The organism is Devosia sp. Z6_126, from assembly GCF_058133495.1.
Genome location: NZ_JBYUNO010000004.1, coordinates 75,026 through 98,707, shown reverse-complemented (window position 1 = coordinate 98,707; position 23,682 = coordinate 75,026). Strand labels below are relative to the sequence as shown.

The window sequence follows — 23,682 nt, the reverse complement described above, 5'->3', positions numbered from 1 at the left end:
TTAAGCGGCCTTGGCCAACTCGCTGAAGCCTTGGAAAATTTCGACCTGTGGGCGGGCGAAATAGTAGCCCTGGAACAGCCGAATTCCCATGCCGCGCAACACCGCAAGTTCCTCCGCGCTCTCAACGCCCTCAGCCAGCAGGGTGATGTCGAGTTCGGCGGCGATACCCGCAAGACCGCGCACGATGGCCTGCTTGACCTTCGAACTGTCGATGCCGCGCAGCAATTCCATGTCGAGCTTGATCAGATCGGTCTGGAACTGGGCCAGCAGCGACAGCCCCGCATAGCCGGCGCCGAAATCGTCCAGCGCCGTGGTGAAGCCCATGCGATGGTATTCGGCCACGATGTGACTGACGTGAGCGACATTGTCCATGCGCTCGTTCTCGGTGAATTCGAACATCAGCCGGGAAGGATCGAACTGAGTGCGGGCAGCCGCCGCCAGGGTGGCCCGAATGCACGCCTTGGGCTCGTAGACCGCATTGGGCATGAAATTGATGCTGAGCTTGGCGTCACTGCCCCGCAAACGTGGCCCGGCCAATTCGATCGCCTTGACGCGGCAGGCTTGGTCGAAGGCGTAGCGGTTCTGCTCGTTGACCTGGCTCAGGACCTGGAACGCCCCCTCCCCGCCAACGCCGCGTACCAGGGCTTCATAGCCCCAGATCTTGCCGGCCGGAACATCGACGATGGGCTGGAACGCCATGGTAAAGGGGATCGAAAATGCATTGGCGTCGGCATTGCGACAGCCCTCGCATGAAGTTGCGCTCATTTGGGAAACTCGTGGTACAGGACTGTAACGACGCACCACTACTGTTCTGCGCCAGAAGTTAAACAACCGCCAACAGCAACAGAGTTATTCCTTGGCTGCACTTGGCGCGAGCGTAACCTTGAGCCCGTCGAGGCCCTCATCCATCAGGATCTGGCACGACAGGCGTGAATTGGGGCGAACATCCCCGACGCTGTCGAGCATGTCTTCTTCTTCGTCGCTCGGCGGACCGACAGTTTCGAGCCAATCGGCGTCGACATAGACATGGCAGGTGGCGCAGCTGAGTGCGCCCCCGCACTCGGCCTTGATGTTGAGCCCCCAGTCGCGGATGACTTCCATCACCCGCCAGCCTTCGAGTCCTTCCAGCGTATGGGGTTCCCCGGCCTGATCCGTGACATGGATTTCCATCAGGCGACGCCCAGCTTCTTTTGCAGCTTGGTGGAGCTGGTGGTGTACTGGAAGATCACGCGCTCGCCGGGCGAAACAATGGCCTTGGCCGCCTGCGCCATCAAAGCAGCCTCATGGAAGCCCGACAGGATCAGCTTGAGCTTGCCGGGATAGGAATTGATGTCGCCAATAGCGAAGATGCCCGGTACGGAGGTTTCGAACTTTTCGGTGTCGACCACGATGGTGTTGTCGTTGAGCTCGAGCCCCCAGTCGGCCACCGGGCCCAGCTTCATGGTCAGCCCGAAGAACGGCAGCAGGCGGGTCGCGGGTACCGACAGATCGCCGGCACTGGTGGTCAGATGCACATGGTTGATCTGCCCGTTCTCGCCATCGAGCTTGGCAATCTGGCCGGTCAGGAAATTGATCTTACCCTCGGCCACCAGCTCCTGCATCTTGTTGACCGAAGCGGGCGCTGCCTTGAACACCGGGCGGCGGTGCACCAGGGTCAGGGAATTGACGATGGGCTGCAGATTGAGCGTCCAATCGAGTGCGGAGTCGCCGCCCCCGACGATCACTACATCCTGGCCGCGGAAATCGTCCATGCGGCGCACGGAGTAGAACACAGACTTGTTCTCAAAGGCTTCGATGCCTTCGACGGGAGGGCGCTTGGGCTGGAACGAGCCACCGCCGGCGGCGATCACCACCACCTTGGTGTTGAAGACCTCGTCAGCATCGGTCACCAGACGGAACGAGCCATCGGCTTGCTTGTCGATGGAATTGACCATCCGGTTGAAGTGGAACTCAGGCGAGAACGGCGCGATCTGCGCCATCAGATTGTCGGTGAGCTGCTGGCCCGTGATCACCGGGAAGCCGGGGATGTCGTAGATCGGCTTTTCCGGATACAGCTCGGCGCACTGCCCGCCCGGCCGATCCAGAATGTCGATGAAATGGCATTTGAGATCCAGCAAGCCGAGCTCAAAGGCGGCAAAGAGCCCGCAAGGGCCCGCGCCGATCACAACAACATCGGTGGTGATTTCAGTTCCGCTCATACTGTTCTCAAGTCCGCTTCGGCTTGGCGCCTGCTCTCAAATTTCGGATCGCCTGCGGGCACACGGGCGCTCACAGGTCATGACGCATGGGATCAGGATCGGCCGCTTGTGCCGCCAATCCTGATAAGCATGCTCGACTTACCTCAGGAGACGCGGCGAAGATAGGGCCGAGTGCCAATCGGCACCTCGTCCTGCCCCACCGGCTGATAGAAGATATCCATCTCGGGCAGCCGGTTCTCCAGCAGAGCCTGCCGGGTTGGCTCATGGGTTACAACGAGGGCATTGACCCCGCAACGGCGCATCAGCGGGACTTGATCCTGCAGCACGTCGCCGACCGCACGGATCTCGCCGGCAAAACGGTATCGCTCGGTGAGGAGGCGCACGGTGGAATAGCCCCGCCCGTCGGTAAAGGCGGGAAACTGCACCGCAACAGAAGCAAAGCGGTTCAGATCGCCAGCGACCTCTTCGACCTTGTCGCCCGGCACAATCAGCAGCCCCAACGGGTGCGGGTTGGCGAGGAACGCGGCCCGGTTCGCCACGAAGGTGGCAAACGGGACATGCTTGTAGCGGGCGGTGGATGGCTCATCGCCCTCGCCCCAAGCCCTGAATGGATCCGCTATAAATGCGCCATCCTTGAACAGCGTCAGCGGGGCAGCAGGAGGGGTCATGGGATTGGCAATGGCTCCGTTGAAGTCGAAATGGATGCCGCATTCCTTCTTGTTGAGGCCACGCCAGCGTCCTGCGCGCGGATCCTCCCCTTCGGCAACCGCCGAGGTGCAGGGTGCGCATCCGATCGACTTGTAGCCCTTAGCGAACAGCGGGTGCTCGGGCAAGCCATGCTCGATCTTGTACTGGTTCACATCCGCATCGCTGAAATAGGCGAGCGGATTGACCTTGATGCGGTTGTCGCTGGTGAGCTCGAAATGCGGCAGCACGCCCCGCTCGACCGTCTGGAAGCGCTTGCGGCCCGTAACCCAGCCGCCGAAGCGTTCAGTGATGGGCTCGAGCGGCTCGGTTTTGCGGATGTGGCAGCAGGAGTCCGGATCACTCTCCCACAAGCTGCCATCCGGATCGAAACGCGCGAGATCGCTGGGGTCAGGCAGCACGGCGGAAACATTGATCAGGCCGAGATGGCGCTTGAGCGTTTCGACATATTCGAGGGTTTCGGCGAAGTGCTTGCCGGTTTCGAGAAAGAACACCGGAATGGAGGGGTCAACCTGCGCCGCCACATGCAGCAGCACGGCCGAATCCGCGCCAAAGGAGGACACGATGGCGAGGTCCCCCGGCAGCATTTCGCTCGCCGCATAGCGCAGCACGGCGAGCGCATCCATGTCATCGAACATGCCGTTAAGGGCGACGATGCCCAGCGCGCGCAGCTTGTCGGGCTTGGGTTCTACGAGGATCTTAGGCAGCGCCATAAAGGGCCTCCTTGAACGGAGCTTCCCCCAACCGCCGCACGGCGGTGATGAAGCTTTCATCGGCGCCCTGGCGGTTGGCGAGATAGGTGTCCACCAGCGTTTCAATGGCGCCTGGCACTTCGTCGGCCTCAAAGCCCGGGCCCAGGATCTTGCCGATGGCCGCGGACTCAGTGGCGTCGCCGCCTAGCGTGATCTGGTAGAGTTCGCCGCCTTTTTTCTCGACGCCCAAAATGCCGATATGGCCCACATGGTGGTGCCCGCAGGCATTGATGCAGCCGGAAATCTTGATCTTGAGCTCGCCGATATCGCGCTGCCGCTCGGGCGCGGCGAAGCGATGCGAGATCGCCTGTGCGATGGGGATGGAGCGCGCATTGGCCAAGGCGCAGAAATCGAGGCCCGGGCAGCAGATCATGTCGGTGATGAGCCCGATATTGCCGTCGGCCAACTCGGCCTCCACGAGCCCATCATAGACCGCGCGCAGATCGGCTACCGCGACATGGGGCAGAACGAGGTTCTGCTCGTGAGTGACGCGCAGTTCGTCAAAGGAATAGCGCTCGGCCAGATCGGCAACGGCCTCCATCTGCGCATCGGTCGCGTCGCCGGGCGCTCCGCCCACGGGCTTGAGCGACACGGTCACGCAGGCATAACCGGGCTGTTTGTGGGAATGAATGTTGTTTTCGAGCCAGCGGCCAAAAGCGGGATCGAGGATCTTTTCGCGTTCAACATCGATGCGCACGGCGCCCTGCTCGCGAAAGGCCGGTGGCGAGAAGTAAGCGGTGATGCGATCGAGCTCCTCCCGTGGCAGGGTCAGAACACCACCGCGCACTTCGGCGAACTCGGTTTCCACCTGGCCCTTGATGGATTCAAGGCCCTCTTCATGGACGAGGATCTTGAAGCGCGCCTTGTACTTGTTGTCCCGCCGGCCATAGCGGTTGTAAACGCGCATGATGGATTCCAGATAGGCCAGCAGGTGCTCGTTGGGCACGAAGCTGTTGATCAGCTTGCCGGTGATCGGCGTGCGCCCGAGCCCGCCCCCGATCCAGACTTCCCAGCCCGTTTCGCCGGCAGCATTGGCCGCCGCCTGGAGGCCGATATCGTGAAAGCGAATGGCGGCACGGTCTTCCCGCGCCCCGGTGATCGCGATCTTGAACTTGCGCGGCAGATAGGAGAATTCTGGGTGCAGGCTCGACCATTGCCGGATGATTTCGGCGACCGGGCGGGGATCGATGATCTCATCGGCGGCGGCGCCGGCGAACTGGTCCGTGGTAACATTGCGGATGCAATTGCCCGAAGTCTGGATCGCGTGCATCTCGACCGAGGCCAGCTCGGCCAGGATCTGCGGAATGTCGCGGAGCTTGGGCCAGTTGAACTGGATGTTCTGCCGTGTGGTGAAGTGCCCGTAGCCGCGGTCGTAGGTGCGGGCGATATGGGCGAGCTTGCGCAGCTGCCGCGATGACAGCGTGCCATACGGCACAGCGACGCGCAGCATATAGGCGTGCAGCTGCAGATAGAGTCCGTTCATCAGCCGCAGCGGTCGGAACTGGTCTTCACTGAGTTCACCGGAAATGCGGCGCTTCACCTGATCGGCAAACTGAGCGGTACGGCCCTGCACAAAGGCCGCGTCGAATTCGTCATATCGATACATGACCGTCCTCACTCAGATGCTGGCGATCATAGATCTCGCCCTTCAAGGTCAGCGGTGCCGTCGGCCCCGCCGCACGGATACGCTCGCGTAGGCGCTTGGGCACGATCTGCCCCGCTTCCACGCTGACGTCCTCGACTTCAATGCTGACGATCCGGCCCGTTGCCTTGCTCGCGGCGATGGCTGCGTCGCGCGCTTCGCTCTCGCTCTTGTCAAAGAGGCGCGCCGCTTGCAGCTGCTCAACCCAGTGGCCTTGCGCGTCCAGATAAACCGTGCCGCCCGAAAGCAGCTCGTTGCCCGTAATGATTTCCATTGTCATGCCACCTTGAAGCTTGAAGCGGCCATCTGGGCGGCTTCCGCCCAGTCGCCTTCAGCCACAGCCTCACCCACCAGAATAACCGCAGGCCCATCCGCAAAATCGAGCTGGTTGCTCGCCAAGGCGCCGAGCGTGCAGGAATAGAGCGTGCGGTTCGCCCGACCGGCATTGACCACAATACCCACCGGCAGCGTCTCGCTCGCGCCATGCGCCACCAGCCGGGCTGCGACCTGGGCCGAAATCGACTTGCCCATGTAAAGGCCCAGTGTCATGCCGGCCCCCGCCAGCAAAGCCCAATGCTGCAATTCGTCATCCTCGGCGCCGTGGGCCGTTGCCATGATGAAGCCGCTCGACACCTTGCGCAGGGTCACTGGCGTTGCCGTATCGGCCGCAGCGGCCAGCGCCGCGCTGACGCCGGGCACCACCTGATAGGCGATCCCCGCCTTGCGGAGTGCCGCGATCTCTTCGCCAGCCCGGCCAAACACCATGGGGTCGCCGGACTTGAGGCGCGCCACGCGCTTGCCTTCGCTGGCTAGCCGCACCAGCAGCGTGTTGATTTGTGCCTGCGAAAAGGAATGATGCCCCTTGGCCTTGCCAACGGCGATCTGCTCGGCATCGCGGCGCGCCATCTGCACCACCCCATCGGGCACGAGCTGGTCATGCACGATCACATCGGCATCCTGCAGCAGCCGCTGGGCGCGCAAGGTCAGCAGATCTTCCGATCCGGGCCCGGCTCCGATCAGCCAGACCACGCCCGCCCCGCTGCCCGCCTCGACATGCGCCGCAAGCAGGCTTTCGGCCGCTTCATGACCGTGCCCAGCCGCTTCCGCCCGCTCGATCTCGGGAGAGGTCACCAGAGCCTGGTAGAACCGGCGCCGGGCGGCGCCATCCTGAATCAAGCTCTCAACGCGGTGCCGTAAACCACCGGCAAGATTCGCCAAATTGCCCAACCGCGGCGACAGCACGGCCTCGATGCGCGCCCGCACCAGACGTGCAAGCACGGGCGCTCGCCCTTCGCTCGAGATGGCTATGGTCAGCGGCGCCCGATCGATGATGGCCGGCGTGAAGAAGTCGCATTCGCCCGGAACGTCAACGACATTGAGCGGAATATTGCGAGCGCGAGCCGCATCCTGTGCAACCGAAGCGTCAGGCCCCTCGCCGGCCACAAACACCATCGCGGCGTTATCGAGATCGGACAGCTGGAACCGGCGCTCAAGAACCTCTACCGGCAGCGCTGAAAAGTCTGCTTCCAGATGAGGAGAGACAATCACGACTTGCGCGGTAGTCTTAACAGCGAGCCGGGCTTTGTTGAGGGCTTCTTCGCCACCGCCAACAATGACGATGCGACGACCCTGCACTTTCAAGCTCAACGGAAATGTGTTGAGGCGACCCATTTCAACCCTGACTGTAGACGCCCGGAAATTAGCCCATCCCGCCCAGCGGCAACAGGCCCCGGAGTGCAGTTAAGCCGGGTTTTTCCCTGCGGCACCTACGCTTGGAACAGGGAAAGGGGCCCGACCAAAGCCGGGCCAAAATAATGCGCTGAAAGGCTCTCGCGCGAAAATTGCGCGGCGGGAAATCCTAGCCCTGGCGGCTCGGAACATGCACGACCAGGCCATCAAGGGCATCGCGTACCTTGATCTGGCAGCTCAGCCGACTCGAGGGCTTCACGTCAAAGGCGAAGTCCAGCATGTCTTCTTCCATGGCCGAGGGCCCGCCAACAGTTTCTTCCCAGGCCGGGTCGACATAGACATGGCAGGTGGCGCAGGTGCAGGCGCCCCCGCATTCGGCCACAATCCCCGGCACGCCATTCATGATGGCCGCCTCCATCACCGTCGCGCCGTTCTGGGCTTCGGTTTCGATGCGTTCCCCGTCCTTCTGAACGAATGTGATCTTGGTCATGGCGATCCAGGCTGTTGTGTTTGGGCGTCGGAGTGAAGCAGGGTTTCGAGATAATGCTGGCGAATGCCGAACATGGCTTTGGTGTCGGCAATCTGGCGCAAGATCGTGTCGCGGTCGCGCCCGGCGCGACCATCTTTTTCGGCCACGATCAAGTTGTTCTTGGGCGTGTGGGCATCCGAAACGAACTCGAAGACCTTGGTGCGGTACCCGCTGAGCTCCAGCAGCAGGGCCCTGAGCGTATCGGTGACCATCTCGGCCTGCCGCTCGAGGAAGGTGCCATGCCGCAGCAGCACGTCCAGCCGATCGTCCGCCTGCCCGGCTTCCATCTCGCGCCGGATCTGCTTGTGGCAGCAAGGGGCCACCGCGATCAGCACGGCCCCCGCCTTGATGCCCTTGTAGATTGCGTCATCGGTCGCGGTGTCGCAGGCATGAAGCGCGATCACGGCATCGGCGCCACCAGCGTCATAGTCCATGATCGTTCCGGGCACGAAGCTGAGGCCGGTAAAACCCGATTCCGCCGCGGTCGCATTGCCGTCTTCAACCAGCTTGGGCCGCATTTCAACGCCGACGATCTCGGCCGGACGCCCCTGCCCGGCAAGAAAGTCGTAGAGCGCAAAATCGAGATAGCCCTTCCCCGCGCCCATATCGACGATGCGGGGTGCGTCGGCCTTGATCCCCTGAATCAGTGGAGCAAAGATCTCCACCATCTTGTTGATCTGCCTGAACTTGTCCTGCGCATCATTGCGCACGGTCCCGTCCTTGCCGGCAATCCCGAGTGCCTTGAGATAAGGCTTGTCGGTCTGGGTCAGCGGACGGTTCTTGGCGCGGTTGTGCTCGGTTGGAGCCGCTTCCCGCCCCTCGACCTCGGTGCGCTTGAGACGCACCTTGTCGCCATTGCGCTCAAAGCTCAGGTCGAACTCGGTGGTGGCGAGCTGGGCGCTGCGGAATTCGGCCTTAAGTCCGGCGCGCAGCGTTGCGAGTGCTTCGGGCTGGGTCTGGTTCTTGATGATGTCACGCGTTTTGTAGTGGAAGGTGAAGCTGAACTTCTCCACCCCTTTGGCAACGATCTTCTTGACCTCGACGGATTTGAGGTCAGGCTCGCCGCCCTGGTAGCCGCCCAATTTCAGCCGCAACAATGAACCGCTTATGAACGCGCTCTTAACGGCAGCCAGAAACTCTTCAATGCGCTCGGAAGTGGTCAATGCCGTTCCTTGGTAGTGAGGAAGCGGATCTTGGGCCAATCCTGCTTGGCGCGGTCGGCCCACCAGGCGTTTTGGGCGAGGAACACCGGGGCTCCGGTGCGGTCTTCGGCCATGTTGACCTTCTGGGCGGCGATGAAACGCTTGAGCTCTTCAGCATCGTCGCTTTCAACCCAGCGCGCCACTTCATAGCCCAGCGATTCAAAGGTGATCGGCACGCCATATTCCTTGGCGACCCGGGCGGACAGCACTTCGAGCTGCAGCTGGCCGACGACCCCCACGATCCAGTCCGCGCCGACCATGCGACGGAACACCTGGGTGACGCCTTCTTCGGCAAGATCCGACAGGGCCTTGCTCATCTGCTTGGTCTTCATGTGATCGGTGAGGCGGACGCGGCGGATAATTTCGGGCGCGAAATTGGGTATGCCGGTAACGTTGATCGTCGAACCTTCGGTCAGCGTATCGCCGACCGAGAGGGTGCCATGGTTGGGGATGCCGACGATGTCGCCCGCCACCGCTTCTTCGGCCAGCTCGCGATTATTGCCGAAAAAGAACATCGGGTTGGAAACGGCCATGTCCTTGCCCGAGCGAACGTTCTTGAGGCGCATGCCGCGCTCGAACTTGCCCGAGCACAGGCGCACAAAGGCGATGCGGTCGCGGTGATTGGCGTCCATATTCGCCTGCACCTTGAACACAAAGCCGGTGACCTTTTTATCGGCCGGGGCGATGGGCGCGGGCAGAGCCGGCTGGGGCCGCGGCTCGGGGCCCCAGTCACCGAGCGTGCGCAGCAGTTCGGCAACGCTGACGCCCTTGAGGGCCGAGCCAAAAAGGACCGGGCTGAGGTGACCCTGGTGGAAGGTGTCGAGATCGAAGGCGGGCAACATGGCGCGCGCCATTTCGAGCGTTTCCAGCGCCGCCATGAACACAGGATTGTCGACCAGGGCATCGTTGTCGAGCAGGTCTTCGAGTTCGTCGAACTCGGCAATGGTCTTGCCCTGCGGGTTGACCACCCGCTTTTCAACCAAGTCGATATAGCCGCCGAAATCCACCCCCTGTCCGATCGGCCACAGCACGGGGGTAAGGTCGAGCGCCAGCTTGCTCTGGATTTCATCGATCAGATCGAGCGGGCTTTGCCCTTCGCGGTCGACCTTGTTGATAAAGGTGATGATCGGGATATCGCGCAGTCGGCACACTTCAAAGAGCTTGAGCGTCTGCGATTCGATACCTTTCGCCGCGTCGATCACCATGATCGCGGCATCCACCGCCGTCAGGGTGCGGTAGGTGTCTTCCGAAAAGTCGGAGTGGCCTGGCGTATCGAGCAGGTTGAGCGTCAGCCCGTCATATTCAAAGGTCATCACCGAGGAGGTGATGGAAATGCCGCGCTGCTGCTCCATTTCCATCCAGTCCGAACGGGTGGAGCGCTGCCCCGCCTTGCCGCGCACGGCACCGGCCTGCTGAATGGCACCGGCAGCCGCCAACAGGCGCTCGGTGAGCGTCGTCTTGCCGGCGTCAGGGTGCGAAATGATCGCAAAGGTCCGGCGCGTACGATAAGGTTCGGTGGAGATGGCGCGCGGCGAAAGCTCGGGCGCCAGGGTCGGCATAGTCATCGGGGTGGGGCCTTGTCTTGGTGGCCATCAACCATGGGCGGCGATGCACCTGAAAGCGCATTAGATATCGGGCGCTCTATAGGCGTTAGCAAGGCAAGCCGTCAAATTCCTGCGTTGTGCACAGCGCAAAGCGGCCGGGAGGTCCTCGCAGGCCTCACCGGCAGCGGTGCGCGGCGCACCTGCTAATTTAAGTCGTCGGTCAGCATGCCGGCGATGAAGACGCTCACTTCTTCCACAGCCATAGCGAGGTCGGCAAAGCGCTCCGGCCCGACCACCGCAGCATCGGCCAGTTCCTCCTCGGCAGCCTGCGCCTGATCGGCAACCGTCCAGGCCCCTACCCCGCGCGCAGCGCCCTTGAGCGTGTGCAGGGCAATCCGCGTTTCCGCCCCATCTTCGGCCCGCTGCAGCCGAGCCATATAGCTCTTGATCGTGTCGTGGAACAGCCGCAGCACTTCTTGCTCCAGTCCCTCGTCACCCAGGCACTGGCGAGCCAGGTGCAAGCGATCGATCGGGCCCCCTTTGTTGGCCTCGCTAGGCGAGAACTGCTGGGGGAGCGATGCTGAGGGATTGGCCATGGTTTTCCACTTGAACAACTACGGCCAAGAACGCGACCGGTTGTCCAAGCCTAAGGGGCTGGCGTGAATACCCTATTAAATCGACGGCGCAGTTTGCGCGCATCGAGCTGTCCGTGTTACCCACTGCAAAAATTAACCTTTGGGTAAGAAACCGTTCGGTTTGAGTTAAATTGCATGTACTACTTAACGATGAACCAGCGCGCGGCGGCGATGGCAGAGGACCGATGCAGGGCCATTTGCATCGAATTGAACCAATTTGGCGACAAGCCCGGCAACGGCTTGGCGTTAGATCACCCTCTTAAAACCGCCCCCGCTGCCAGGCCGATGCGAGAGTTGTAAAGAGTATGGCGAAAAACCCGACCCCCCCAGCAAACGATCCTGCGGCCCTAGCGTTTTCAGCGGTGGAAGACGCGCTGAAGGACTCGGTGTTCAATCTCGATAGCTCCGGCGACAAGCCCGCCGAAAAGCGCAACGACCCTGCCAAGTCAGAGCGCCTTTTGGCGGCCGACAAGATCGCGGCGCAGGCGGGACCGGTCGCCAATGACGATCGGTTCGGCACTTCCAAAATCCTTTACGGCCTGCAGACCCGCTCGTCAGCGACGCCAGTCTGGATGGCGGTGATCCTGTCGGTGCTGTGGCTGGGCGCCACCGGCGCGGCCGGCGCCATGCGCTATCGCGACCAGTTCGCCGATTTCGGCAGCTTTGTCGGCACCATCGATTTCATCTTCCTTGCCGCGCTGATGCTCTTGCCCGTGCTGGGCTTTTTTGCCGTCGCTACCTTGTTCCGTCGCGCGCAGGATCTGCGTAACGCGGCTTCCACCATCACCCAGGCCGCCATTCGCCTGGCTGAGCCCGAAGTCACCGCCGCCGACAAGGTTGCCTCGGTGGGCCAGGCCGTGCGCCGCGAGGTCAATGCGCTGGGCGACGGGCTGGAGCGCGCCCTGTCGCGCGCCGGTGAACTCGAAGTGATGATCCACAACGAGGTCACGGCACTCGAGCGCACCTATTCCGACAACGAGTCGCGCATGCGCGCGCTGATCGCCGAACTCGCCAGCCAGCGCGAAAGCGTTCTGACCAATACCGAGCGGGTGCGCGAAGCCATTACCGAAAGCCATACCGGGCTGGTCTTTGATCTCGATGCCATCTCGCAGCGCATCGCCGGCACCTTGGTGGAAAGCGGCGGCACCCTGACCCGCGCCCTTGAGACTGCCGGCAATACGCTCAACAGCAGCTTTGGCGAGCGCACCGAGAACTTCGTTGCCCTCGTCGACAACCGCACCACCGACTTCATCTCCGCGCTCGACAACAGCGCTGGCCGGGTGTCGCAGAACTTTGACGAGCAAACCGCCGCCATGGCGCGCACGCTCGAGGCTCGCACTGGTGAGCTCGACTCCACCATCGAAACCCGCATGCGTGCGCTGACGGAGGCGCTCGACAGCCGCGTCGGCGACATCGCCAGTGCCATCGACGACCGCACTGCCCGGCTCGATGAGCGCAGCCGCGAACTGGCTGGCTCGTTTGAAGAACGCACCGGCAATCTGGCCGGCCTGATTGCCGACCGCAGCGCTACCCTGGCCGACACGCTTGAGCAGCGCAGCAACGCCCTGGCCGGCATCCTGGAAGACCGCACCAGCGTGCTCTCGGCCGTGCTGGAGCAGCGCGCCGGTGACCTGTCCGGAGCCCTGGGCGACCGCACCAGCGAAATCGCGACCCTGCTGTCAGACGGCGGCAACAATCTTCTGGATCAGCTGCGCGAACGCGGCGACTCCGTCACCACAGCGCTCGACACCATCGGCAGCCGCATTGCCGAGGAGATCGCTAACCGGTCGCGCGAAGCCGAGGGCATTCTGAACTCCGCTAGCCGCCAGATCGACGAAACCGTTTCCATCCAGCTCAATGGCATCGAGAGCCGCCTGCAAACGGCGCTGATCGAGCTCAATGGCGCTCTGGAAGATTCCTCCGAACGCGCCCGTTTGACCCTTTCCACGGCCGGACAGGATTCGCTGGGCCAGTTCGATGCCCGCCTTGCCGAGGTCACGGGTGCGCTCGATAGCCGCCTGCACAGCCTTGACGATGTGATTGGCGACAAGGGCGAGCAACTGCTGCGTCGCCTTGAAGCGCAAAGCAGCAGCTTTGCCGCGCGCGCCAATGTTCTGGAAATGGCGCTGAACGAAGAATCGGGTCGCTTCAACGCCGTGGTTGCCGAGCGCACCCGGGAGTTGGGCGAAGTGCTGGGTTCGCGCACCCAGGCCATCACCGATAGCCTCGCCACCACCTCGCGTGAGCTCGGTGAAAAGCTGGATGGCCATGCCGGCATCATCGCCGAAGCCATTGATGGTCGCACCCAGCGTCTCGATGAAATCCTCACTGCCCGCAGCGGCGAAATCCGCGGCGCCTTTGAAAATCGCTTCACCGAAATCGATGAAGCGCTGGGCGCCCGCACCGGGGAACTCGACCAGGTGCTGAGCACCCGCGCCGGTGAGATCAACCGCGTCATGGGTGCCCATGCCGCCCGCGTTGAGCAGGTTCTGGGCAGCCGCGCCGGCGAAATCGACCAGACGCTGAGCGCCCGCACGGGGGAACTTGAGCAGGTGCTCACCGCCCGCGCCGATCAGATCGACCAGGTGCTCGGTACACGCGCCAGCGAAATCACCGCGGCCATAACCATCCACACCGATGAGCTCACCGCGACGCTTGATGGCCGTGGCAACGAGTTCAGCGAGGCCATCCGCCTGCGCTCGCAGGAACTGGGCGAAACCCTACTCACCGGCACCGAGGCTTTCGACCAGGCCATTGCCGGCCGCACCCAGCGCCTTGCCGATACACTGCAGGACCGCACCGCGGCCCTTTCGACGCAGATCGAGGAAAGCGCTACGGGCCTCGCCGCATCCATCGACCAGCATACCAGCGCGCTTTCGGCCCGCTTCCATCAGCACACCAACCGCTTCGCCAACGAAGTTGATCAGCGGGCAGCTGGCCTCGCCGCCATGCTCGACGAACGGGCGGCCGGCTTTACCGGCACAATCGAAAGCCAGACCGCCGATCTGACCGAAGCGCTCGACAGCCGCACCGGTGCCCTCATCAACGCGCTCGATACGCGTGCTGCCGACCTCACCGGCGCGCTGGACAGCCGCCTGACGGATATCACCGGGTCGATGGACAGCCGCGTCGCCGATATCACCGGCGCCCTCGATACCCGCGTTACCGATTTGACCGGGGCGCTCGACACCCGTTTGAGCGGCATCACCGGGGCTCTGGATCGCAGCGTTGCCGAACTGTCTGGTGCGTTCGACAGCCGCGTTGGCGGGATCACTGGCGCCCTGGACCAGGGCGTATCGCAGATCACGCAAGCGCTGGAAGGTCGTCTGGAAGGCATCAGCGGTGCGCTTGATCACGGCGTTTCCCAGCTCGGCGAGACCCTCGATAGCCGCCTCGGCGGCATTGCCGGCACACTCGACCAGGGCGTGTCGCAGATCAGCGAGGCCCTCGACAGCCGCCTTGGCGGTATTACTGGCACGCTTGATCAGGGCGTGTCGCAGCTTGCTGGAGCCCTCGACAGCCGCGTCGGAGGTATTGCGGTAACGCTCGACCAGGGTGTGTCGCGCCTCACCGGTGCGCTTGACAGCCGCCGCGCTGGGTTCACCGAAGCCCTGGATAGCCGCACGGCCGAGCTCACCGAAGCACTCGACACCCGCACCGCAGAACTGACCCAGGCGCTCGACAGCCGCAGCTCGGGCCTCACCGGCGCGCTTGATGCCCGCCTGACGGAGCTGACCGGGGCCCTTGACGGCCGCGTCAGCGACTTTACCGAGGCCCTCGACGGCCGCGCCTATAGCCTCAACGCAGCACTTGGCGCGCGCACTGACGAGCTCGCTTCCGCGCTCGACGAGCGCACGGCGAACCTTTCGGACCAGATCGCTGCCGGCACGGAAAAGCTCAGCACCGAGCTCACCACGCAGGCTGCGGCACTCACCGGTGCGCTCGATGCGCGCACCAATGAGCTGGCCGGCACGATCGGCATGCGCACCCACCAGCTCAACGACGCACTGGGTGCCCGCACCCAGGCGCTGTCCGACACGCTGGCGACGCACACCACCTCCATCGGCGAAACCATGGGCCTGCGCACGGCCGAGCTGGCCGACACCATCGCCCAGCAGAGCGAAGACGCCCGCACCCGCATCGATGCCTCGCTGCGCGAAGTCACCGACACCATGGCCGAACGCGTCAACGGCATGTCGGACGTGATCGCCAGCAAGGTTGCCGAGGTGAACACCCATCTGGGCGTTGGGCTCGACAGCGCCGTGGCCAAGATCTCGGATGCCGAAAATGGCATTGCCGCCCGTCTCGACGCGGTCAGCGCCACTGTGGGCGAAAGCGCGCGCAAGGCCGCCGATCTCATCGAGACCGGCGTCAACATGGCGCGTCGCGCCATCACCGACATGGTGGACCAGCGCTTGGGCACCCTGCCCGAAGCCATCACCGCCCGCGCCGATATCACGGCCGAGCGCCTGGCTGCGCTCAACGCCTCGATCAACACCTCGATCACCCAGTCCATGGCGGATCTGGAAGCGGGCGCTGATCGCATCGAGGAAACCATTTCGACGCGCATCATCGCGGCAACCCACAATATTGCCGAGGATATCAGCGCCACCGCCAATAGCATGGACGCAGCCGTTCGCGCGGCGATGAACCAGATTCGCTCGGCTGCGGCTGGCATCGACGAGGTCGTTTCGGTCAAGGCCGTTGGTGCGGTCGATGCGATCGGCAACCAGATCGCCGATCTCAACCGCTCGGTGGAAGAGCAGACCAATGCCTTTGCGGCGCTGGTGACCGAGCGCTCCGACCAGTTGCAGGGCGCCCTGCTCAGCCATGGCAATGTGCTGCGCGACGCCTTGGCCGACAATGCCCGCGAAGCCGAAACCATCATGTCGGCCTCGACCTCGCGCATCCTGTCCGATGTCACCTCGGCACTGGGCAAGCTCAACGACTCCAACCTGCTGCTGCAGCGGGTGCTCGATGCCTCGACCGCCAATCTGGCGAGCCTCGAGAGCAGCGTTGCCCAGCAGACTGCGACCTATTCGGCCACCGTTCGCGAAGCGATCGGCCAGACCGAAGAAGCCGGCCAGATGGTCAGCCAACATGTCGGTGCGCTGCAGAGCACCATCCGCACCATGGTGGACGAGTTCTCCTCCATGCTCGGCAAGCTGGACGCGGAAGCGGCCAATATGGACCGTGCCTCCTCAGCCCTCGCAACCACGGGCGACTTCGCGGTGGAAACGCTGGAAGAACGCCGCAACGCCATGGACGCTCTGGCGGCCAGCTTCACCTCGCGTGCCGACGACATCGACAACCGCATGCGCATGTTCGCGCAGTCGATTGCCGAAACGGTCAACGACACCGAACGCCGCCTGATCGGTGCGCGTCGGGCCATGGACGAGGCCCTGGGTGAAACCACCCATACCGTTGCCGATACGCTGGCCAGCACCACTTCGGCGGTGACCGAAGCGCTCAGCCAGACTTCGGCCCAGGTTGCCGAGGTGATCCAGGCCAACACCAGCAGCGTCAATGATGCGATCTACGCAACCAATGAGCGCCTCAACTCGACGCTCAATGCCAGCACCGAACGCTTTGCGGCGACGCTGAATTCCAGTGCGGCCCAGGTCGATGGCGCCCTTTCCCGCGCCAGCGACGCGGCCACCGGTGCGCTCAACGAAACCACAAGCACCATCCGCTCGGCCCTTTCCGAACAAACCGCACAAGTCAATTCGGCGCTGGAAGAAAATGCCAACCGCGTGGCCGACATCCTGACCTCGGCCGCCGGCAGCGTCACCGATGTGCTCAGCGCCACCACCAGCACGCTGGCAGAAACCATCAGTGATAGCGCCGTTTCGGTGCGCAATGCGGTTTCGAGCAATACCGGCGTGCTGCGCCAGGCAATCGACCAGAGCACGGGCACGTTCCGTGAGGCTTTGGAGCAAACCAGCGGCGATGTGGCATCGCGCCTGGGTGATTTCCGCAGCACCGCGGAGACCGAAAGCGGGCGCGCCAGCGCCGCGCTCCAGGAAGCCCAGCAGCAGATGATCGGCGAAATGCAGCGGGCTCTGGAAGAAGCAACGCGCCGGTTCAACGACACCGCCCGCGCCATGCGCGACACCGCTCGCGAAGTGGGCTCCGAGCTCGAAGCGACCCGTTCCGAGCTGGCCCGCGGCGTTGCCGAACTGCCCGAGGAAACCCGCGCCAGTGCAGCCGCCATGCGACGCGTGGTTGCCGAGCAGATCGAGGCCCTGAGCGAGCTCAACGCCATTGTGCGCGCGCAGCCGGCCACCCATGACCTGCACGACCGCCGTCCGGCCCAGCGCGCCAACCGTTATGAGGCACCGCGCGCCGAAGCCAGCTATCCGCAGCCGCGCGAAGCTGCGCCCGAGCCCGTGCGTCAGGCCCGGATGGAGCCCGCCCGGCCCGCCCAGCCAGAGCCACAGCGCCAGCCGGCACCCGAGCCGGTCCGCCAAACCCTGGTGGATCCGATCCGTGCGCCCGAGCCCGCTCGTCAGCCACTGGTCGATCCGATCCGCGCCCCTGAGCCGGCTCGTCCGGCGGCAGTCCTGCCGGCCGCACCAGTCCAGCCAGCTGCGCCAGTCCAGCCAGCTGCACCGGTTCAGCCCGCAGCACCTGCGGAAGCTGAAGCAAGCCCGGCCGCGCAGGATACCGGTGGCTGGCTGCGTGATGTGCTGCGCAATGCATCGGCCAAGCAGGCCAGCACCCAGCAGCAAGCGCCGCAGCAGGGTCTTTCGGGGCTGACCGAGGATATCGCCCGCGCCATCGACGATGCCGCTCTGGGCGAAGCCTGGGCTCGCTACCAAGCCGGGGAATCCAACGTGTTCTCGCGCCGAATCTATACGCTGACCGGCCAGGGCACCTATGACGATGTCCGCAAGCGCGTGCAGCGCGACGCCGATTTCGCCCGTACGGCCCAAGCTTACATGGGTGAGTTCGAGCAGCTGCTGAAGCGTGCGGCTGCCGGTCCCCGTGCCGCTGCCGAAACGCGCGAATATCTGCTGTCCGATCGCGGCAAGGTCTACACCATGCTGGCCCATGCCAGCGGGCGCCTGAACTAGTCGGAACTGCAACAAACGAACAAAGGCCCCGGTAAAAACCGGGGCCTTTTTGTTGGGCGTGGCCACTGTGAATTCCCGTCAACGGCCGAGCCCAGACGCGGAGCTCAAGCAGCCCCGGGTCGGTGCTCGCTGGCAGCCCCCTCTGCTCACGAGGATGCGGCTGAGGCGACCAGGCAAGCTAAAAAACCGGCCGCTCCGCCGACGCGCGCCGAGGCTCAGGGCAGCACTGCATCCTTGGGTGGCCGCAGGCGCAACGACAGCAGCACGCAGCCGATGCCGAGCAGCGACAGCACTGAAATGGCGAAATATGAGGCGACGCCCACATGGGCGACAAGCCAGCCGAACCCCGCTAGGGTAATCACCAAGGTGGCCTGCTGCAGCATGGTCGCAAAGCCCTGAGCTTCGGCGGCAATGTCTTCGCCGGTCCAATTGGCGATGAAATGCACGACGCCGAAATAGCCGACGCCATAGGTTACGGCATGGAGCGTCTGGAGGCCGAACAACACCGCGACCGGCGGATCGAAGGCCATGGCAGTGAACCGGATCAGCGCGGCGATGCAGGCCGCCAGGATCATGCTGCGCGCCGTGACCCGGCCGCCAAAGCGCTGCCACAAGAACATCATCACCGCCTCGGCCAACGCCGAAGTGGCGATCAGCGGCCCGATGTAATAATCGGGGACGCCGTGCTGATGCCAAAGCAGGGCCGCAAAGCTGCCCAGCACGCCATGCCCGGCATTGACGAGGGCAAAGGCGACGAGTGGTAGCACGAACCAGGGCTTGAGGGCAGCGCTCAGCTTGGCGGGTTCCGGGCTGAGCGCAGCCAGGGTCGGCACCGGCTCGGGGGCACGGAAGCGCGGCAGTTGCAGCGACACCAGTGCGCGCAACAGGGAGACGGCGAAAAACAGCGGCACAAAGGCCGCCGTGCCAAAGGCGGTGACGGCAAAACCGACTCCGGAAGCGGCAACGACATAGCCCACCGTGCCCCAGGCCCGGATGGTGCCGAAATCGCCGCCCGTGCGTTGCACCAGCCGCATCGTGGCCGCGTCGATCACCGGGGCGATGGAACCCGAGGACATGGCGCAGAAGGCCCAGACAAGGACGATGCTCCAGAACTCACTGACGAAAAACAGCCCCAGCGGAAAGGCACCGCCCAGCAACGCCAGAATCACGATCACCGTGCGCCAGTCCTTGGCCTTATCGGCCAGTCGCCCGATGAAGAGATTGAGGATCAGCAGGCCCGCCACGGGCACGGCACCAACGATGCCGATCTGGTCGGCTTGTATGCCTTTTTCACTGAGCCAGATGGCCAGATACACGGAACTGACCGCCATGGGGGCGAAGACGGTCAAGTGAAACAAGGAAGCGCGCAGGCTGGGACTGTCCCAGCGCGCAGATACCGACGGCATGAAAGAAAAACTCCGGGCAAATCGCCCGGAAACAAGTTTTGCTGGCTATGCCGTGGAGTTCAAGAGCAGATTCGCCAGAGCCGGGCTAAATTGTGCTGAAATGCAGCACGTTCCTCAGGATGCGCGCCGCAAGCGGAACTTGCGCGGCTCTGTGGCTGACATATCAGTCCACTTGATCAGCTCGAAGCCGCCCTCTGGCGTTTCGACGATGGCGGTGCAGCTTTCCACCCAGTCGCCGGTATTGATGTAATGAATGCCGAGGCGGTCATGCATATCGGCGAAGTGGATGTGACCGCAGATCACCCCATCGACGCCCGATTGCTTGGCTTCGTAGACGAGGGCCTCCTCGAAGCGCCCGATTACGGAAACAGCGTTCTTGACCTTTTGCTTGGCCCAGGCCGATAGCGACCAATATTGCAGCCCGAGGCGCCGGCGCACCCAATTGATGGCGATATTAACGCGCAGGGCAGCGTTATAGGCCCAGTCGCCCACATGGGCGAGCCACTTGGCATTCATCACCACGACGTCGAACTGATCGCCATGGATGACGAGATAGGTTTTCCCCAGCGCACTGGTGTGAACCGTACGATCGACGAATTCGATTTCGCCGAAATAGGTGCCAAGATATTCGCGCAGGAATTCGTCGTGGTTGCCGGGCAGATAAACCACGCGTGTGCCAGCCGTCGCCTTGTCCAGCAGCACCTGCACCAAGACATTATATTCGCTGGGCCAGTGCCAGCCCTTGGCGAGCCGCCAGCCATCGATGATGTCGCCGACGAGGTAGATCGTCTCGGCATCATGGGCGCGCAGGAACTCGATCAGCTGTCCCACCCGGATGGGCTTCATGCCCAGGTGGACATCCGAGATAAAGATCGCCCGGACCTGTCTGGTTTCGCGGCTTTCCGCCATGCGCTAACGACTCCTCTGCCCCATGGGGGAGGCGCACTTTAACCTCCAGCGTGCCCGGAGGAAAGCGCAAGCGCCGTCACGGAGCGATGCGAGCCTTGAGGCGAGCAATACGATTGTAGCTTTGCTCGATGCGCCGAGCAAAAGCGGGGTCTTTCTCGGCTTCTGACACGAGAATTTCGAGAACTTCGCGCCCCAGGCCCGGCCGATATTTGGCGGTGTTGGAAAGCAACAGCACGTCCATTCCGGCCCGCACCGCGCGGGTGACGGTGTCGGCGAGCCCGAAATGAGCGCGAATCGCTCCCATCTCCAGATCGTCGCTGATCACGACGCCATCAAAGCCCAAATCGCCCCGCAACACGCCTTCGATCCAGTCGGGCGAAAGGGAAGCTGGCAAGCGCGTGTCACCGCCAGAATAAGCGGCATGATAGAGATGGCCCACCATGATCATGTCGGCATCGTCAGCCTCGATCAGGGTGCGATAGGGCTCCAGTTCGCTCGCGTCCCAGGTCTTGGTGATATCGACAAAGCCCGCATGGCTGTCGCGGGTGGACGAGCCGTGGCCCGGGAAATGCTTGATCGCGGTCAACACGCCCGCGGCGCGATGGGCGGCGATAAAGGCCGCGTCATAGGCGGCCACGTCCTCGGCATCAGCGCCATAGGCGCGGCCGAACTTGGCTATGATCGGGTTCTTGGGATTGACCTCCATATCGGCCACAGGGCCGAAATTGAGCGTAAAACCCAGCTCGGCAATGGAGGCGGCCATGCGGGCGTAGATTGACTTGGCTTCGGCCGGGCTGTTGCGGGCCGCGACCGAGCGCGCCGAAGGCACCTCACGAAAGCCGACCTGTTTGGTGAGGCGCTCGACGGAGCCGCCTTCCTGGTCCAGCGTGATCAGCGGGGGCAGATCGGGAGCAGCGGCCCGGAACTGCCGGTTCATTTCGGTAACGGCGGCAAGGCTCTTCACATTGCTCTTGAGGAACATGACGCCACCGAGGTGGCCCGCGGCCAGCTCCTCGCGCAAGGCGACGACGGAAGCATCGTCGGCATCATTGCCCTGAAAGCCGACGACGATCATCTGTCCGGCCATGGTTTCCAGCCTTCCTGCGGCCGCAGGAAGGCTCAGTGCGAGAGCAAACACCGCACTGGCGGCGAAACGAGGAAGAGCTTTGATCAAGGAATAGTCCGGAAGTTGAGGAAGCGAACGGACCTAGACGGCCCAAAGCCGCCCAAACGATGGCCAAAGGCACAACAACAGGGCGCGGCGCCCAAATAGCGGCGCGCTGGCGGAAACTGCGTCAAAGGGTCCGGTGCAGATGAAGGTGGGAGCGGGCGGAGAGCGGGCCCTCCGCCCCTACGGACTAGCTCGCGGGCCGATTTTGCCGGTTGGCGATGAGGTCATCGACCACGGCGGGATCGGCCAGGGTCGAGGTGTCGCCCAGCGAGGCGAAGTCGTTCTCGGCGACCTTGCGCAGGATGCGCCGCATGATCTTGCCCGAACGTGTCTTGGGCAGGCCGGGGGCCCACTGGATGAGGTCAGGCGTTGCGATCGGGCCGATTTCCTTGCGCACCCAGCTGCGAAGTTCGGTGCGCAGCGCGTCGTCGCTGGTTTCCCCTTCCATCAGGGTGACATAGCAATAAATGCCCTGCCCCTTGAGATCATGCGGGTATCCCACAACAGCGGCTTCGGAAACTTTGGGATGGGCAACCAGCGCGCTTTCGATCTCGGCCGTCCCGAGGCGATGGCCGGATATGTTGAGCACATCGTCGACCCGGCCGGTGATCCAGTAATAGCCGTCCTCGTCGCACCGACAGCCGTCGCCGGTGAAGTAGTAGCCCTTATAGGTCTCGAAATAGGTCGAAACGAACCGGCTGTGATCGCCGTGGATGGTGCGCGCCTGCCCCGGCCAGCTGTCCTTGATGGCGAGCACGCCCTGCCCCTTGGTTTCATCCTGCACGCGACCCTCTGGCGAGAGCACCACGGGCTGCACGCCAAAGAACGGCAGGGTGGCCGAACCCGGCTTGGCGGCGACTGCGCCGGGGAGCGGGGTGATCATGATGCCCCCGGTTTCGGTCTGCCACCAGGTGTCGATCACCGCGCAGCGCTCGCGGCCCACATGCTTGTGGTACCAGAGCCAGGCTTCGGGATTGATGGGCTCGCCCACCGAACCGATGAGGCGCAGCGAGGACAGATCGGCCTTATCAACCCATTCCACGCCCGCGCCCATCAGCGCGCGGATGGCGGTGGGAGCGGTATAGAAGATGTTGACCTTGTGCTTGTCGATCACCTCCCAGAAGCGGGCGGGATTGGGATAGCTCGGAATACCCTCGAACATCACCGTGGTCGCGCCATTGGCGAGCGGGCCATAGACGAGATAGCTGTGGCCGGTGACCCAACCGATATCGGCGGTGCACCAGTACACCTCGCCCGGCTGGTAGTCGAAGGCGTATTGATGCGTGATCGAAGCCCAGACGGCATAACCGCCCGTGGTGTGGAGCACACCCTTGGGCTTGCCGGTGGAGCCGGAGGTATAAAGGATAAACAGCGGATCCTCGGCGCCCATCGGCACGGGATCGTGGAAGGGCTCAACGCCGGCAGCCGCCTCGTGCCACCAGATATCGCGGCTGCCCTTCATGGTGACGGCCGCGCCGGTGTTGTGCACCACCAGCACCTTGTCGACGCCCGGCGCGTCCGCCAGGGCCTTGTCGACATTGGCCTTGAGCGGCACTGTCTTGCCGCCGCGGCGGCCTTCATCGGCGGTGATGACGATGCGGCTGTCGCAATCGTTGATGCGGCCGGCCAGGGCGTCGGGCGAAAAGCCGCCGAACACGACCGAATGGACGGCCCCGATGCGCGCGCAGGCCAGCATGGCATAGGCGGCCTGCGGAATCATGGGCAGGTAGATGGTGACGCGGTCGCCCTTCTTGACCCCGAGCGAAAGCAGCACATTGGCGCAGCGGCAAACCTTTTCGTGCAGCTTGCGATAGGTGATGTGTTCGGCTTCGGTGTTGGGATCATCGGGCTCCCAGATGATCGCGACCTGATCGCCACGTTCTTCCAGATGCCGGTCGATGCAGTTGGCGGCAAGGTTCAGCACCCCGTCTTCGAACCATTTGATCGAGACATCGGGGTAAGCAAAGCTCGTGTTCTTGATCTTGGTGGGGGCCTTGATCCAGGAGATGCGCCCGGCCTCGTCGGCCCAGAATCCATCGGGGTCGCTGACGGAGCGGGCATACATCTGCTCATACTGCTCCTTGGTAGCATGGGTATGAGCGGTTGCGGCTGCATCTGGCTGGAATACGAGCTCTTGGCTCACACTGGTTCTCCCCTTTTTTGCCTTGCGCTGTTGTACCGCCGGGGCTGCGCATGGGCAAGGCTGTGCTCCATTAACCCCAGC

The 23,682-nt window shown here is 63.4% G+C and carries 16 protein-coding genes; 1 reads left to right on the top strand and 15 read right to left on the bottom strand.

The genetic code is table 11. The annotated features are described in order from the left end of the window. From AC3YOG_RS17295 to AC3YOG_RS17245, 11 genes are all read right to left on the bottom strand, one after another. Entirely contained in the window at positions 1 to 765 is a 765-nt protein-coding gene (locus tag AC3YOG_RS17295) for an EAL domain-containing protein (RefSeq protein WP_489935983.1), read from the bottom strand. 84 nt (positions 766 to 849) lie between these two features. Further along, entirely contained in the window at positions 850 to 1,170 is a 321-nt protein-coding gene (locus tag AC3YOG_RS17290) for a 2Fe-2S iron-sulfur cluster-binding protein (protein WP_489935982.1), read from the bottom strand. Beyond that, a complete protein-coding gene (locus AC3YOG_RS17285; RefSeq protein WP_172123602.1) occupies positions 1,170 to 2,198 on the bottom strand; it encodes an NAD(P)/FAD-dependent oxidoreductase in 1,029 nt (342 codons plus the stop codon). The genes AC3YOG_RS17290 and AC3YOG_RS17285 overlap by 1 nt, the downstream gene beginning before the upstream one ends. A gap of 143 nt (positions 2,199 to 2,341) precedes the next feature. After that, a complete protein-coding gene (locus tag AC3YOG_RS17280; protein WP_489935981.1) occupies positions 2,342 to 3,616 on the bottom strand; it encodes a phosphoadenylyl-sulfate reductase in 1,275 nt (424 codons plus the stop codon). Then, complete coding sequence (locus AC3YOG_RS17275) at positions 3,603 to 5,261, bottom strand: nitrite/sulfite reductase (protein ID WP_489935980.1); 1,659 nt, start codon at positions 5,259 to 5,261, stop codon at positions 3,603 to 3,605. Before AC3YOG_RS17275 ends, AC3YOG_RS17280 begins: the two co-directional genes overlap by 14 nt. Beyond that, positions 5,248 to 5,571 carry a DUF2849 domain-containing protein gene (locus AC3YOG_RS17270; RefSeq protein WP_164854836.1) on the bottom strand — a complete coding sequence of 108 codons (324 nt, stop codon included), beginning with the start codon at positions 5,569 to 5,571 and terminating at the stop codon, positions 5,248 to 5,250. Before AC3YOG_RS17270 ends, AC3YOG_RS17275 begins: the two co-directional genes overlap by 14 nt. Positions 5,572 to 5,573: 2 nt before the next feature. Beyond that, positions 5,574 to 6,968, bottom strand: coding sequence for a siroheme synthase CysG (gene cysG / locus AC3YOG_RS17265; protein ID WP_489935979.1), 1,395 nt, complete (start codon positions 6,966 to 6,968; stop codon positions 5,574 to 5,576). A gap of 187 nt (positions 6,969 to 7,155) precedes the next feature. Beyond that, positions 7,156 to 7,476, bottom strand: a complete 321-nt coding sequence (locus AC3YOG_RS17260) for a 2Fe-2S iron-sulfur cluster-binding protein (protein ID WP_127753490.1) — start codon at positions 7,474 to 7,476, stop codon at positions 7,156 to 7,158. Beyond that, entirely contained in the window at positions 7,473 to 8,678 is a 1,206-nt protein-coding gene (locus tag AC3YOG_RS17255; protein WP_489935978.1) for a class I SAM-dependent methyltransferase, read from the bottom strand. The genes AC3YOG_RS17260 and AC3YOG_RS17255 overlap by 4 nt, the downstream gene beginning before the upstream one ends. Continuing rightward, a complete protein-coding gene (locus AC3YOG_RS17250; protein WP_489936114.1) occupies positions 8,675 to 10,276 on the bottom strand; it encodes a peptide chain release factor 3 in 1,602 nt (533 codons plus the stop codon). The genes AC3YOG_RS17255 and AC3YOG_RS17250 overlap by 4 nt, the downstream gene beginning before the upstream one ends. Before the next feature lie 188 nt (positions 10,277 to 10,464). Beyond that, positions 10,465 to 10,857 carry an Hpt domain-containing protein gene (locus tag AC3YOG_RS17245; RefSeq protein ID WP_127753493.1) on the bottom strand — a complete coding sequence of 131 codons (393 nt, stop codon included), beginning with the start codon at positions 10,855 to 10,857 and terminating at the stop codon, positions 10,465 to 10,467. A 344-nt stretch (positions 10,858 to 11,201) separates the two neighbouring features. On the opposite strand from AC3YOG_RS17245, the gene AC3YOG_RS17240 reads away from it, so the two are divergent. Then, entirely contained in the window at positions 11,202 to 17,972 is a 6,771-nt protein-coding gene (locus AC3YOG_RS17240) for an apolipoprotein A-IV repeat region-like domain-containing protein (RefSeq protein WP_489935977.1), read from the top strand. A 215-nt stretch (positions 17,973 to 18,187) separates the two neighbouring features. Here the strand turns inward: AC3YOG_RS17240 and AC3YOG_RS17235 are convergent, their stop codons facing one another. From AC3YOG_RS17235 to acs, 4 genes are all read right to left on the bottom strand, one after another. Further along, positions 18,188 to 19,378: an MFS transporter gene (locus AC3YOG_RS17235; RefSeq protein ID WP_172123608.1), complete on the bottom strand. Its 1,191-nt coding sequence runs from the start codon at positions 19,376 to 19,378 to the stop codon at positions 18,188 to 18,190. Positions 19,379 to 19,492: 114 nt separating this feature from the next. Continuing rightward, positions 19,493 to 20,287, bottom strand: coding sequence for a UDP-2,3-diacylglucosamine diphosphatase (locus AC3YOG_RS17230; RefSeq protein WP_127753496.1), 795 nt, complete (start codon positions 20,285 to 20,287; stop codon positions 19,493 to 19,495). 76 nt (positions 20,288 to 20,363) lie between these two features. Next, entirely contained in the window at positions 20,364 to 21,461 is a 1,098-nt protein-coding gene (locus AC3YOG_RS17225; protein ID WP_489935976.1) for a glycoside hydrolase family 3 N-terminal domain-containing protein, read from the bottom strand. A gap of 184 nt (positions 21,462 to 21,645) precedes the next feature. After that, positions 21,646 to 23,601 carry an acetate--CoA ligase gene (gene acs / locus AC3YOG_RS17220; RefSeq protein WP_489935975.1) on the bottom strand — a complete coding sequence of 652 codons (1,956 nt, stop codon included), beginning with the start codon at positions 23,599 to 23,601 and terminating at the stop codon, positions 21,646 to 21,648. Positions 23,602 to 23,682 lie beyond the last annotated feature (81 nt).